We start from the raw sequence: 12,776 nt of genomic DNA on the forward strand, positions 1-12,776 counted from the left end.
GCCCAGGGCACGGCCAACACCGCGACCACAGCCGCAGCCACGGCCCAGGGCACCGCCAACACGGCCCTCGGTGCGGCGCAGGGCGCGCAAGCCAGCGCCACGGATGCCAAGGCCACCGCCGTCGCTGCGCAAGGCACGGCCAACACCGCACTGGGCATGGCGAACAACTCCGTGCAATACGGCGCGGGCGGTGCCCAGGTCGCGCTGAACGCCAACGGCGGCGCCGGCACCACGCTGAGCAACGTGCGCGCGGGCGTCGCCGCCACCGACGCCGCCAACGTCGGCCAGCTGCAGCAGGTGCAGCAAGGCGCGCTGATCACGGCCAACACCTTCACGATGCAGCAGATCGCCGCCTTGCAGGGCGTCATGAACCAGGCGCTGTCCAACGGCCTGTGCAGCTTCAGCGGCGGCAACGTGACCTGCGGCACCGGCACGCAGGCCACGGGCACGGGCGCCACGGCGCTGGGCACCAATGCCACGGCCCAGGGCGACAACACCACGGCGATGGGCAACGGGGCGCAGGCGCGCTACGCAGGCTCGGTGGCGATCGGCGCGGGCGCGAAGGCGCTGGCCGATCCGACGACCGCCGTCGGCAACGACGCCATCGCCACCGGCAACAACGCGGTGGCGCTGGGCGCCAACACGCTGGCCGCGGGATCGAACTCGGTCGCCCTCGGTCAGGGCTCGGTGGCCACGCGCGACAACTCGGTGTCGGTGGGCAACGCCGCCACCGGCCAGACGCGCAGCATCGCCAACGTGGCGCCCGGCGTGCTGCCCACCGACGCGGTCAATCTGCAGCAGGCCCAGCAGCTGACGGCGGCCGCGGTGTCGGAGGCGCGCAGCTTCGCGGCCAAGGGCGTGGCCGCGGCGATGGCGATGGGCGATGCGCCGATGCCGTCCGCACCGGGCAAGACCAGCTGGGCCGCGCAGCTGGCGAACTACAAGGGCCACTCCGCGATGGGTGCCAGCGTCGTGCACCGCCTCGCGACGGACATGCCGCTGGCGCTCTCCGCCGGAGTCAGCGGCGCGAGCGGATCGGTGGGCGTGCGCGTGGGGCTGAAGGGCGAGTTCTGACGCGACGGCGCAGCCCGCCCGCCGCGCATAAGAAAACACGAAAAGCGTATTTCCCAGCGACGGCCTGGCGCGGGCACAGTCCCACGCCTGTATCGCTCTTTTCCGGCGCGCCCTCGGGGCCGCCCGGCTCTCCATGGCATCCATCCACGACACGCCGACGCGCCCCGCCGCGCCCACGGCCCCCGCCCGCCCTTCCACGCTCGCACCCTCTTCCCAGCAACTCGCCGAGCGCTTCCGCCCCGTCTTCGCGCGCATCGCCGAGCACGCGGCGCAGCGCGAGAACGGCCGCGAACTGGCCTACGCGCCGGTGACCTGGCTCAAGGCCGCGCGCTTCGGCGCACTGCGCGTACCGCTCGCGCACGGCGGTCTCGGTGCATCGGTCGAGCAGCTGTACGACCTGCTGATCGAACTCGGCGAGGCCGACTCCAACCTGCCGCAGATCCTTCGCGCGCACTTCGGCTTCATCGAGCGCCTGTTCGCCGAGATCGACCCCGCGCTGCACGGCCCGTGGATGCGCCTGGCGGCCGACGGCGTGATCTTCGGCAACGCGACCACCGAGCTCGGCGAAGGCGCACTCGGCGCATTGCAGACCACGCTCACGCGCGACGTGCAGAGCGCCGATACATGGCGCCTGGACGGCGACAAGTTCTACAGCACCGGCACGCTCTATGCCGACTGGATCTCGGTCGCGGCCCAGCGCCTGAACGACGACGGCAGCAGCGACCGCGTGATCGCCCTCGTGCCGGCGGAAGCGGCGGGCGTCGAGCGTGTCGACGACTGGCGCGGCTTCGGCCAGCGCCTGAGCGCCTCGGGCACGACGCGCTTTCGCCAGGTGCGCGTGAAGCCCGAGCACGTGCTGCTGTACGTGCGCGACCAGCCCACGCCGCTCACCGCGCATTTCCAGCTCACGCACCTGGCAACGCTGGCGGGCATCGCACGCGCCATCGTGCGCGATGCGGTGGCCTTCGTGCAGCCGCGCAAGCGCGTCTACAGCCACGGCAGCGGCGCCACGCCGCGCGAAGACCCGCTGGTGCAGCAGGTGATCGGCCAGCTCGCGAGCACGGCCTTCGTGGCCGCGTCGACCGTGCAGGCGGTGGCGCGCGGCCTGGGCGAGGTCGATCGCCACCTGCAGCGCGGCGAGGCCGTGCCCGAGCAGTTGCTGTTCGAGGTGGAGCTGAACACCGCCAAGGCGCAGGCCGGCATCGTCGACGCGGTGCTGCAGGCGGGCACGCGGCTGTTCGACATCGGCGGCGCCTCGGCGCTGCAGGAAGACCGGCGGCTCGACCGGCACTGGCGCAATGCGCGCACGCTGGCGTCGCACAACCCGACGATCTACAAGGGACGCGTGGTGGGCGACCACCTGCTCAACGGTGCGCGGCCGACCTTCTACTGGGCGGTCGGCGCCATCGCGAGCTGAGACGGAAAGAAAGAAGCCGCGAGGCGGTGTTCAGACCCGCGGCAGCGCCGCGAGAAAGGTCGACACCACGATGGCGGCCGCGCGATCGAGCTGCAGGATGTCGGCGACGTCGAAGGCGTTCGGCGCCGTGTGGCCGCTGGTGCCGAGCGGCTTGCGGATTTCGATCAGCACTTCGGCGGCGAGTTCGCGATCGCTGCGCGGACGGCCGTCGGGGTGCATCACCCACTCGTCGACCTGCTCGATGGGGATGCTGCGAAACACCCCCACGATCGGGACGTACTTGTAGCGGTCCTCGCCCACGAGGATGGGCACGCTGAGATTGCAAAAAAACGTATTCGTCGACATGCGGAACGCCGTCGCTAGCCAAAGCAAAAGTTGATTAATTGTTTTCGAGTGTGACTCCGATAGTCATTTTCCCGACCGAGGGCATACGGCAAGACGTGACCTTCTGCACACAAAGTGCGGTCAATTCCACCGAATTACTCGGGAAAACAACTACTTAATTCTTACACAAAGACACGGATGGCGCGCTTTGTGTACGATTTTTGGCATACGAAATGTTGCGACCACCGCTTCGGCCGGCCGAAACGGGCGCGCAAACAGCTGCGCCTCGCGGTGTCCGCACCGCGAGGAACGCAAGAAAAAACGAGAAGAAGAAACTCAGGCCGGCGCGCTGAACTGCGGCGCCCGCCGCTCGATGTTGGCCTTCACGGCCTCGAGCTGGTTGGGGCTGCCGATCAGCGCCTGCTGCTCGACCGACTCGGCGATCAGCAACTCGGCGGCGCTGTGCGCGAGCGACGCGTTCAGCAGCCGCTTGCCGGCGCGAATGGCGTCGGGGCTCTTGGCGGCGATCTCGTGCGCCATCTGCAGCGCCTCGGCCAGCGGGTCGGCGGCCACGCGCGTGGCCAGGCCCAGGCGCACGGCCTCTTCGCCCGAGAAGATGCGGCCGGTGAAGGTGAGTTCGCGCACGACGTCGGTGCGCGCCAGTTCGCGCATCAGCACCATGCCGGCCATGTCGGGCACGAGGCCCCACTTGATCTCCATCACCGACAGCCTGGTGTCGGCCGCCACGAGCCGGATGTCGGCGCCCAGCGCCACTTGTAGCCCGCCGCCGAAGGCCACGCCGTGCACGGCCGCGATGACGGGCACTGGCACTTCGCGCCACACCATCGCCACCTGCTGCGCGGCGTTCGAGAGGCCGTGCGTGCGCGCGACCAGGTCGGTGCCGCCGGCCGCGGCGCCCAGCACGTCGCTGGCGGCGCCCTGCCCCATGCGTTCGAACGACGCCATGTCGAGCCCCGCGCAGAAGGCCTTGCCGCGGCCCGCGATGACGACGGCGCGCACGCTCTTGTCGCCCCGCAGCGCTTCGCCCGCCTGGACCAGCGCGTCGAACATCGCGGGGTCGAGCGCGTTCATCTTGTCGGCGCGCGCCAGCTGCAGTTCCACCACGCCGTCGGCGTGGCGGGTCCATTCGATACGGTCGCTCATTGCATGTCTCCTGTCGGTGTCCGGGTATCGGCTCAGTATCGCGCGACCGGGCCGCTGGGCGATGATGCGCACTGTCGCCGACCCAACACCTCCGCCGCCTCGCCATGCCTCTGGACCGCCGTCACTTTCTCCTGCAATCGGGCGCCACCGCCGCCGTCGTCGCGCTGTTCGGCCAGGGCTGCGCGCGCTCGCAGCTGCCGCCTTCCACGGGCGCGACAAGCCCGGCGGGCTTCTTCACCAGCGTGCCCATTTCGCAACGCGACGCGGTGGTGGTGCCGCCGGAGTACGAGTGGCAGATGCTCTACCCCTGGGGCGCGCCCACGGGCGTTGCGGGCCGCATGCCGGCCTTCGCGCCCGACGCCGGCAACAGCGCCGACGAGCAGGCCCTGCAGGCCGGCATGCACCACGACGGCATGCACTTCTTCGCGCTCGATGCGCGCGGCGAACGCGGCCTGCTCGTGATGAACCACGAGTACACCGACGAGCAACTGCTGCACACCGACGGCGTGAAGGCCTGGAACGCCGACAAGGTCCGCAAGTCGCTGCATGCGATGGGCGTGTCGGTGATCGAGGTCCGCCGCACACACGAAGGCTGGCGCCAGGTGCTGCCCTCGCCCTACGCGCGCCGCGTGCACGGCCGCACACCGATGCGCATCGCCGGCCCCGCCGCGGGCACGCCGCTGATGCGCACCGCCGCCGACCCGGCGGGCACCGGCGTCTTCGGCACCTTCGCCAACTGCGCGATGGGCGTCACGCCCTGGGGCACCTACCTGACCTGCGAGGAGAACTTCCACGGCTACTTCGGCGGCCCCAAAGAGGCCGCAAACCACGCGACACCCGCGCAGCGCCGCTATGGCACGGTGCCGGGCGCGCAGTGGGTGGAGTACTGGCGCTTCGACGAACGCTTCGACCTGAGCCGCCATCCGAACGAGCCGCACCGCTTCGGCTGGGTGGTCGAGATCGATCCCTTCGACCCCGAGTCGGTCCCCGTCAAGCGCACTGCGCTCGGCCGCAAGCGGCAGGAAAGCGCGACCTGCACCGTGGCGAAGGACGGCCGCGTGGTGGTCTACATGGGCGACGACGCGCGCTTCGAATACATCTACAAGTTCGTGAGCCGCGACCCCGTGCGCCCCGGCACCGATGCCGCCGCGCGCGCCGCCAACCGGCACCTGCTCGACGAAGGCACGCTGCACGTCGCGCGCTTCGACGCCGACGGGCGCGGGCGCTGGCTCGAACTCGTGCACGGGCGCCATGGCATCGACGCCGCCAGCGGCTTCGCCAACCAGGCCGAAGTGCTGATCCACGCGCGGCTGGCGGGCGACATCGTCGGCGGCACGAAGATGGACCGCCCCGAATGGATCGCCGTGCATCCGCACAGCGGCGAGGTGTACATCACGCTCACCAACAACACACAGCGCGGCGACCTCGGCAAGCCCGGCGCCGACGCCGCCAACCCGCGTGCGCCCAACTTCTTCGGCGGCATCCTGCGCTGGCGCGAGGACGGTGGCGATGCGGCGAGCACCACCTTCGCGTGGGACCACTACGCGCTCGCAGGCGACCCCGCGCAGCCCGGCGCCGGCACGCGCTACCCCGGCGAGCATGCCGACGCGTTCGGCTGCCCCGACGGCCTGCACTTCGACAGCGGCGGGCTGCTGTGGATCCAGACCGACATGAGCGGGCAGTCCATGGGCAAGCCGCCCTACGCCGCGCTCGGCAACAACCAGATGCTGTGCGCCGACCCGGCCACGGGCCGCATCCAGCGCTTCCTGACCGGGCCCAACGGCTGCGAGATCACGGGCTGCGTGGTCACGCCCGACCGGCGCACGCTGTTCGTCAACATCCAGCACCCGGGCGAGTCGCGCGACGACGGCGACGCGAAGCACAACAGCGCCTGGCCCCACGGCACGGCGCCCGGCAGCGCGCGACCGCGCTCGGCCACGCTGGCGATCCGCCGGCGCGACGGCGGTATCGTCGGCACCTGACCGTCGAACACATCACAACAACAGCCCCAGGAGATCCCCGTCATGAGCATCCGCATCGTCCGCCTCGGCACCCCGCGCGCACCCGGCGAAGGCCTGCGCATCGGCACCGTGCGCCGCCCGCCACGCGGCGTGCCGAAGACCGAGTTCGCCTCGCAGAACTGGTACGACGTGTGGTACCCCAACCTCGCGCCGTCGGCCGAGACGATGAAGCTGGGGCAGGAAGCCGAGACGCCAGCGCAATGGAATGCCTTCATGCGCAAGTACAAGGCCGAGATGGCCGAGGCCGACGCGAGCCGCAGCCTCGACCTGCTCGCGGCGCTCTCGCACACCGCCGCGCTCGCGGTCGGCTGCTACTGCGAGGACGAGTCGCACTGCCACCGCTCGCTGCTGCGCGGCCTGCTGGCCGAGCGCGGGGCGGACATCGCGGCCTGAGTGCGCTTGTTCAGACCAGCGGTGCGCCGACGAACACCGGCAGTTGCTCGGCCTGTGCCGTGTACGCGGCGAGCAGTGGAAAGTCCGACGAGCGCACGGCGTCGGGCAGGATGAATTGCGTGAAGGTCCAGGCCACCGCCGTCGAAAGACCGCCCTGCGTGATCGTGTTTTCTGCGGGTGCCGCCAGCGGCGCAGCCGCCAGTTCGCGCTCCACCTCGGCATAGGCCGTATTCAGCTGGCCCTGCACGCGATCGACCCACGGCTGGTGCTGCTTCTCACTGGGGCGCAGGTTGCGCTCGTAGACGATCTGCACCGTCTTCTCGCAGGCCGCGAGCGCGAGCCCCGTGAGGCGCAGGTCGCGCAACCGATCGGCCGGATCGGCAGGAAACAAGCTGCGCCCCGCCACAACCTGCGCATAGTCGATGATGAGCGTCGAATCCATCAGCACCGTGCCGTCGTCGCCCACCAGCGTCGGGGCCTTCACCACCGGGTTGATCGCGCGGAACTGCTCAAAGGTGCTGAAGACCGAGATCGAGCGGTGCTCGAAAGCGAAGCCGAGCAGGCGCAGCGAGATCGCGGCGCGGCGAACGAAGGGCGAGTCGAGCATGCCGACGAGTTGCATGGGGTCTCCTGGAAAAAGATGACTGCCACCATAGCGCCCGCGCCGCGCGCGCAGAAGGGCAACCCATCGAAAATCGGCGCCGACTACCGATCGATCATCGGTCCCCTCTTCTTTCGCCGCACGCCATGACCCTCGACAAGAAAGACCGCCTCATCCTCGAAGCCCTGCAGACCGACGCGCGCCAGAGCCTGGCCGCGATCGGCAAGCGCATCGGCCTGTCGCAGCCGGCGATGAGCGAGCGCGTGCGCAAGCTCGAGCATGCGGGCGTGATCGAGGGCTACGGCGCGCGCGTGAACCTGCGCGCGCTGGGCGTGGGGCTGGAGGCCATCATCCGCATCGACACCACGCACGCGGCCATTGCGCGCTACCTCGCGCTCTTCGAGGCCATGCCCGAGGTGCTCGCGGTGGACCGCGTGACCGGCGCCGACTGCTTCTTCGTGCGCTGCGCCATCGCCGAGCCGACCGACCTGGAGCGCGTGGTGGACGCACTCGCGGTCGACGGTTCGGTGACCACCTCGCTCGTGCTGTCGAGCCCCGTGCGCAAGCAGGTCACCGTGGGTGCGGCTAAGGCGCCGCGCAAGTAAGCGTCAGCGCTGCGCCTTGTCCTTCTGGTTCTGCGCCTCGATGCGTTCGCGCGCGGCCAGCCAGTCGGCGTCGCTCCACTCGCGCAGCTCGTAGAAGTTGCCGCCGGTGGCCAGCGCATTGCCGCCGTCCATCATGATGCTCTGGCCCGTGAGCCAGTCGCACTGGCCCGGCGCCATCAGGAAGGACGCGAGGTTCTGCAGCTCGCTCATGCGGCCCACGCGCGCCATCGGGTTGGTCTTGATGCTGCGCGCGCCGGGTTCCTCGCCGGGGTTCAGGCGCTTGCTCATGCCTTCGGTCGGGATCTCGCCGGGGCCCACCGCGTTCAGGCGGATGCCGTGGCGCGCCCACTCCACCGCGAGCGACTTGGTCATGACCTCGATGCCCGCCTTGCTCATGGCCGAAGGCACGACGTACGGGCTGCCGTTGTCGACCCAGGTGACGATGATGCTCATCACACTGCGGAAGGCGTCGCCCGGCTTCCACGCGCCCGACTTGGCCTGCGCCACCCAGCGCTTGCCCACCGCCTGCGTCACGTAGAAGCTGCCGTGGAACACGATGTTGGCCACGGCGTCGAAGGCGCGCGGCGAGAGGTTCTCGGTCGGCGAGACGAAGTTGCCCGCCGCGTTGTTCACAAGGCCGGTGAGCCCGCCGCTCTGGAACAGGCTCTCGACCATCTCATCGACCTGCTGCGCGATGCGGATGTCGACGCCGAAGGCATCGATGCGCCGATCGGGAAACTGCTGGCGCCAGGCGGCAGCGGTTTCTTCGCAGACCGCCTGGCGCCGGCCGCAGATGGCGACGTCGGCGCCCAGGCTCAGGAATCGCTCGGCCATGGCGCGGCCGAGGCCGGTGCCGCCGCCGGTGACGAGGATGCGCTGGCCGCGCATCAGGGATGCTTCGAACATGAGGGGTCTCCTTGGCGTTGCGGCAGCGGCAGGAGCGCGTGCTGCCATCGGCCGCATGCTACGACTGCCGGGGCGCCATGGCTTGCGGAATCTGGCTCTGCCGGCGGGTGAAAATGGCCGCGCCCCCTTCCCTTTCACCCCTGGACCTTCCGGACACACGACCCATGCCCCGTTCCTCCGATGCATCCTTCCTGCCGCTCGACGGCGTGCGCGTGCTGAGCCTGGCGCTCAACCTGCCGGGCCCTGCCGCGCTGCTGCGCTGCCGCACGATGGGCGCGGCCTGCCTCAAGCTGGAGCCGCCCGGCGGCGATCCGATGGGGCTGTACAACCGGCCCGCGTACACCGCGCTGCACGAGGGCGTCGAGGTCCGCACGGTCGACCTGAAGACCGAGGCCGGCCAGGCGCAGCTGCACGCCGAGCTGGCCCGCACCGACGTGCTGCTGACCTCGTTCCGCCCGTCGGCGCTGCAGAAGCTGAAGCTCGACTGGGCCTCGCTGCAGGCGCGGCATCCGGCGCTGTCGCAGGTCGCCATCGTCGGCGCGCCCGGCGAGCGTGCGGAGGAGCCGGGCCACGACCTGACCTACCTCGCCGAAAGCGGCCTCGTCACCGGCACCGAGCTGCCGCCCACGCTGTACGCCGACATGGGCGGCGCGCTGCTGGCGAGCGAAGCGGTGCTCAAGGCCGTGCTGCAGCAGACCCGCCAGCGCGGCGGCGTGTACCTCGAGGTGGCGCTGAACGCCTCGGCCGACTGGCTCGCCCTGCCCCGCACCTGGGGCCTGACGAAGCCCGACGGCGCGGTGGGCGGCGCGCACGCCGGCTACCGGGTCTACCCCTGCGCCGACGGCCGCGTGGCGGTGGCGGCGCTGGAGCCGCACTTCGCGGCGCGCCTGTGCGACGTGGCCGGCGTGGCGCCGCCGGACATGATGGCGCCCGCCACGCACACGGCACTGGTCACCTGGCTCGCGACGCGCACGCGCGCCGAGCTGGAGGCCATGGGCCGCGAGCGCGACGTGCCGCTGCTCACGCTGGCCGACTGACGGCGCTCAGGACGCCGGCAGGCGCAGGTCGCTCAGCTTACGGTCGAGCTTGATGAGCCAGATGCGCGTCGGCCGCTCCAGGTCGGAGCCGCGCGTGATGCGCGCCCGGGTTGCGCCCGCGGGGCAGCCGCTGAGCTGGCCGTCGACGGCGGCCGTGCACTCTTCCACGCTGCCGGCCAGGCGGGTGCCATCGGCGGCGAGCAGCACGGTGCCCAGGCCGAAGTCGTTGTCGTTCACCAGCGCCAGGGTCTGGTCGTCGACGATGGTCAGGCCCTCGGCCTTCTCGGCCAGCCAGCCCAGCACGTTGAGGTCGAGCAGCTCGGTCTTTCGCATCGTCACCACGGTCGAGTAGTCGACGCCATTCGAGGGGGCCTGCGTGATGCTGCTGATCTCCAGGTTGTGGTTGAACTCCGGGGCGGCAATGTTCGTCGCGTTGGCCGGCAGCTCCACCAGCATCAGCTTGTTGAACACCTTGCCGTCGCCCTTGCGCGCGCCCTGCTCGATGACGATGAAGCGGCCGTTGCCCAGGCTCACCATGTCGCCGAGCTTGGCGTTGCCGGTGCGGTCCTTGTCGTACTGGCTGCCGTCGATCGGGTAGGCGTAGAGCTTCGAGGTCTCGGTGGCCGGATCGAACGCGAGCCAGCGCGTGAACTTCGCGATGTGGCGCACGTCGGTGTTGCTGCCGCCCGGTGGCTTGGCCTTGATCGACTTGCCGTTGGCGTCGCGCGGGTCGATCGGGCTTTGCAGGAAGCCGTGCAGCACGCCGCTGGCCACATCGAGCGTCAGGCCTTCCATGCCGCGGTTGGGGCGGCGCTGGGCCAGCACGGCCGGCAGGTCGGTGGCGCCGGGGCCGGGCGCGTACTTCTTCTCGACCACGCCGCTGGCGATGTTCAGGCGCGCGATGAAGGGGCCGTACTCGTCGCTGGTCCACAGCACGTTGCGCGCCTTGTCGAGCACCAGGGTCTCGGGGTCGAGGCCGTGGGCGTCGTAGCCGGCCTTGGCTTCGTCGAACTTGTACTGGTCGGTCAGCGGGGTCTCGCCGGTCGAGCCCACGCCCGAGCGCGGCGGCAGGCCGGTGATCTTGGTGTTGGCGTCGCGCTTGAGCGGCACGCTGGTGCTGAGCACCGCGCCGGTCTTGCCCACGCGCACGATGCCGAAGCTCGGCGCGAACGACGGCGCCGGGAACACCTTGCTGATGCTGGTGACACCGTCGCCGCCGCCGGGCACGGGCGCGGTCGGGCCGTCGCCGTTCGGGCCACGGTCGGTGATGGCGTAGAACTCGAGCGCGCCGTCGTCGGCTTTGCCCTTGAACGCCAAGCCCGAGCCGTAGGCCGGCAGGAAGCCCTGGGGGAAGTCGGCCTTGATGTCCGTGCTGTCGCCCTCGTAGGGCACGTGGAAGCGGGTGTCGGCCTGCAGCTGGTAGCGCGTGACGGCGATGCCGATGGCGCCGAGCTGGTTCGTTTGCGTCGACGCCTCGGTGACCGGTGCGGCCAGGCGCGAGGCCAGCGTGTCCTCGAAGTGTTCGCGGGCCAGCATGCGGCGGTTCGAGTCGACCATGCGGGCATTGTAGGGAGCGGGCAACGCGGCCAGCACCGCGTTGAGCGCGGTGTGGAAGGCGTCGGGCGAGGCGTTGAAATCGAGCGCGCCGGCCGTCAGCGCGGCCTTGAGCGCGGGCGTCAGGCGGATGCCGTTGGCGGGGTCGCGGTCCTCGTCGAAGCTCTGCAGCGCGAGCAGGCGGTTGACCACGGCATCGGCCTTCACGTCACTGCCGCCGGCCAGGGTCAACGGGGTGATCGCTTCGCCGCACGCGGCGCTGCCCAGGGCCAGCGCGCCGGCGCTGAAGGTGACGGTCTCGCCGTCCTTGCAGATGAATTCGCCCTTGGCGTTGGTGGCGGCCTTGGGGGCGCTGCCGGCCACGTAGTCGAGGCCTTCCACCGCGGCATCGAGGAAGGTGCCGGTCTTCGACTGTGCAGCGGGCGGATTGGTGGTGCCGCCACCGCCCACGGGGAACGACCAGCCGCCCCCGCCGCCGTTGCCGCCGCCGCAGGCGGTCAGCACCGCGCCAGCGCCCACGAGCGCCAGCCATCCCATCCTCGATCCTCTTGTTGTCTTGCGCATTGCTTGTTGTCCTTGTGATGCGCCCGCGCAAAGGCGCAAGCCCCGGCGATTAGTGCCGAGGCAGATGACAAGCCCGTGAAACTGCAACCGAAAGGTTGCGGTGGTCGGCGCCTTTTCAGCGGCCGCTGCCGTCGCGCTGGCGGTCTTCGCGCTTGACCGCGAGGTAGGTGTCGAGGTCGACCTCGTGCAGCTGGCGCGGGTAGCGCTCGGCCGCCGCGAACCAGTAGCGCTGCCGGCGCTCGGCCGGGTCGTTGGCGCCGGTGGCCAGGTAGGCGTCGAGCGTGAGGAAGTAGCGCATCGCATTGCGCTCCACCAGCCCGCGCAGGCCGCGGATGTACTCGGGCTGGCCGTCGGCGCCCTTGCCCACCACGGTGAAGCCCACCTTGGAACTGCCGAAGGTGGCCAGGTAGGCCTGCGTGGCCAGCCGCACCATCGTGTTGTGGTTATAGCCGTAGCTGAAGTGCAGGAAGGTCTTGCGCTCGTCGAGCGCCACCGCTTCGAGCCGCACGCGGTAGTTGCTGGTGCCGAACGGGCCGGTGTCGGCCGACATCTCGACCTGCAGGTGCTCGGGCGTGGCGCTGGCCACGCGGTAGGCAAATGGCAGCTCGAAGGCCTGGTCGACCGGCTTGTCGTAGCGGCGCACCACGAACAGCGTGAGCGTCTCCTTGCCCTGCGGCGAGGTGCTGATGCGGCAGCGCCGGTTGTTGATGTGCAGCGTGAGCAGTTCGCACCAGTGGTCCGAGCCCTTGAGCGCCGCGCTGACCTTCGACAGCGGGTGCTCGACCACGGCGTAGATGTCGCCCTCGAGGCCGCCGGGCGTCTCGGTGGAGTCGAGCTGCACGGGGCGCCCGAAGCGGCTCTGGTCGAGCTTGTCGCTGAGCTTCTGGTGCTCGGCGCGCAGGGCCTGGGCACCCGCGGGCGCGGAGGCCTCGGGGGCCGCCGCCTGCGCCAGCAGCGACACGCCGCAGCAGGCGGCCACCGCCAGGATGCGCTTCCACGAAACCGGCACGGGGGGCGAACTGCTCATCATGGGGCTACACGATACCCCGGTTCCGCCGCACCAGCAGCAGCATCGCCCCCGCCAGCAGCGCCGCGCCCAGCCATTGGCGCGGCGCC

At 70.6% G+C, this 12,776-nt stretch carries 11 protein-coding genes and 1 pseudogene; 6 read left to right on the forward strand and 6 right to left on the reverse strand.

Annotation, left to right across the window (positions count from 1 at the left end; genetic code table 11):
• Together VBO01S_RS28170 and VBO01S_RS28175 are read left to right on the forward strand one after the other, a co-directional pair.
• Positions 1 to 1,074 (forward strand): annotated as a pseudogene (locus VBO01S_RS28170) (YadA-like family protein); the annotation flags it as partial.
• A 133-nt stretch (positions 1,075 to 1,207) separates the two neighbouring features.
• Entirely contained in the window at positions 1,208 to 2,491 is a 1,284-nt protein-coding gene (locus tag VBO01S_RS28175) for an acyl-CoA dehydrogenase family protein (RefSeq protein ID WP_062481583.1), read from the forward strand.
• A gap of 30 nt (positions 2,492 to 2,521) precedes the next feature.
• On the opposite strand, the gene VBO01S_RS28180 is transcribed toward VBO01S_RS28175, so the two are convergent.
• Together VBO01S_RS28180 and VBO01S_RS28185 are read right to left on the reverse strand one after the other, a co-directional pair.
• Complete coding sequence (locus VBO01S_RS28180; protein ID WP_255221227.1) at positions 2,522 to 2,803, reverse strand: hypothetical protein; 282 nt, start codon at positions 2,801 to 2,803, stop codon at positions 2,522 to 2,524.
• A gap of 348 nt (positions 2,804 to 3,151) precedes the next feature.
• Positions 3,152 to 3,979: a crotonase/enoyl-CoA hydratase family protein gene (locus VBO01S_RS28185; RefSeq protein ID WP_062481589.1), complete on the reverse strand. Its 828-nt coding sequence runs from the start codon at positions 3,977 to 3,979 to the stop codon at positions 3,152 to 3,154.
• 104 nt (positions 3,980 to 4,083) lie between these two features.
• Between VBO01S_RS28185 and VBO01S_RS28190 the strand changes: the two genes are divergently transcribed.
• Together VBO01S_RS28190 and VBO01S_RS28195 are read left to right on the forward strand one after the other, a co-directional pair.
• Positions 4,084 to 5,961 carry a PhoX family protein gene (locus VBO01S_RS28190; protein ID WP_062481595.1) on the forward strand — a complete coding sequence of 626 codons (1,878 nt, stop codon included), beginning with the start codon at positions 4,084 to 4,086 and terminating at the stop codon, positions 5,959 to 5,961.
• Positions 5,962 to 6,003: 42 nt separating this feature from the next.
• Positions 6,004 to 6,393, forward strand: coding sequence for a DUF488 domain-containing protein (locus VBO01S_RS28195; protein ID WP_062481598.1), 390 nt, complete (start codon positions 6,004 to 6,006; stop codon positions 6,391 to 6,393).
• Between the two features lie 10 nt (positions 6,394 to 6,403).
• Here the strand turns inward: VBO01S_RS28195 and VBO01S_RS28200 are convergent, their stop codons facing one another.
• The gene (locus VBO01S_RS28200; protein WP_062481602.1) at positions 6,404 to 7,015 is read right to left on the reverse strand and encodes a glutathione S-transferase family protein; all 612 of its coding nucleotides are present in this window, start codon (positions 7,013 to 7,015) and stop codon (positions 6,404 to 6,406) included.
• Positions 7,016 to 7,140: 125 nt separating this feature from the next.
• On the opposite strand from VBO01S_RS28200, the gene VBO01S_RS28205 reads away from it, so the two are divergent.
• Positions 7,141 to 7,599, forward strand: a complete 459-nt coding sequence (locus tag VBO01S_RS28205; RefSeq protein ID WP_062481605.1) for an Lrp/AsnC family transcriptional regulator — start codon at positions 7,141 to 7,143, stop codon at positions 7,597 to 7,599.
• 3 nt (positions 7,600 to 7,602) lie between these two features.
• Here VBO01S_RS28205 and VBO01S_RS28210 read toward each other — a convergent pair whose 3' ends face one another.
• On the reverse strand, positions 7,603 to 8,505 hold the full coding sequence (locus VBO01S_RS28210) for an SDR family oxidoreductase (RefSeq protein ID WP_062481608.1): 903 nt from the start codon (positions 8,503 to 8,505) through the stop codon (positions 7,603 to 7,605).
• Between the two features lie 164 nt (positions 8,506 to 8,669).
• On the opposite strand from VBO01S_RS28210, the gene VBO01S_RS28215 reads away from it, so the two are divergent.
• On the forward strand, positions 8,670 to 9,542 hold the full coding sequence (locus tag VBO01S_RS28215; protein WP_062481611.1) for a CoA transferase: 873 nt from the start codon (positions 8,670 to 8,672) through the stop codon (positions 9,540 to 9,542).
• A 6-nt stretch (positions 9,543 to 9,548) separates the two neighbouring features.
• On the opposite strand, the gene VBO01S_RS28220 is transcribed toward VBO01S_RS28215, so the two are convergent.
• Together VBO01S_RS28220 and VBO01S_RS28225 are read right to left on the reverse strand one after the other, a co-directional pair.
• The gene (locus VBO01S_RS28220; RefSeq protein ID WP_062481613.1) at positions 9,549 to 11,633 is read right to left on the reverse strand and encodes an esterase-like activity of phytase family protein; all 2,085 of its coding nucleotides are present in this window, start codon (positions 11,631 to 11,633) and stop codon (positions 9,549 to 9,551) included.
• A 142-nt stretch (positions 11,634 to 11,775) separates the two neighbouring features.
• Positions 11,776 to 12,687, reverse strand: coding sequence for a hypothetical protein (locus VBO01S_RS28225; protein ID WP_062481616.1), 912 nt, complete (start codon positions 12,685 to 12,687; stop codon positions 11,776 to 11,778).
• Between the last annotated feature and the right edge of the window lie 89 nt (positions 12,688 to 12,776).

The organism is Variovorax boronicumulans NBRC 103145 (assembly GCF_001591345.1).
Taxonomy (GTDB): domain Bacteria; phylum Pseudomonadota; class Gammaproteobacteria; order Burkholderiales; family Burkholderiaceae_C; genus Variovorax; species Variovorax boronicumulans.

Bases quoted from the DNA above. Each gene is read 5' to 3' on its own strand.
- VBO01S_RS28200 (WP_062481602.1), bottom strand. From the start codon at position 7,015: ATGCAACTCGTCGGCATGCTCGACTCGCCCTTCGTTCGCCGCGCCGCG.
- VBO01S_RS28210 (WP_062481608.1), bottom strand. From the start codon at position 8,505: ATGTTCGAAGCATCCCTGATGCGCGGCCAGCGCATCCTCGTCACCGGC.
- VBO01S_RS28190 (WP_062481595.1), top strand. From the start codon at position 4,084: ATGCCTCTGGACCGCCGTCACTTTCTCCTGCAATCGGGCGCCACCGCC.
- VBO01S_RS28195 (WP_062481598.1), top strand. From the start codon at position 6,004: ATGAGCATCCGCATCGTCCGCCTCGGCACCCCGCGCGCACCCGGCGAA.
- VBO01S_RS28175 (WP_062481583.1), top strand. From the start codon at position 1,208: ATGGCATCCATCCACGACACGCCGACGCGCCCCGCCGCGCCCACGGCC.
- VBO01S_RS28205 (WP_062481605.1), top strand. From the start codon at position 7,141: ATGACCCTCGACAAGAAAGACCGCCTCATCCTCGAAGCCCTGCAGACC.
- VBO01S_RS28225 (WP_062481616.1), bottom strand. From the start codon at position 12,687: ATGAGCAGTTCGCCCCCCGTGCCGGTTTCGTGGAAGCGCATCCTGGCG.
- VBO01S_RS28185 (WP_062481589.1), bottom strand. From the start codon at position 3,979: ATGAGCGACCGTATCGAATGGACCCGCCACGCCGACGGCGTGGTGGAA.
- VBO01S_RS28215 (WP_062481611.1), top strand. From the start codon at position 8,670: ATGCCCCGTTCCTCCGATGCATCCTTCCTGCCGCTCGACGGCGTGCGC.
- VBO01S_RS28220 (WP_062481613.1), bottom strand. From the start codon at position 11,633: ATGGGATGGCTGGCGCTCGTGGGCGCTGGCGCGGTGCTGACCGCCTGC.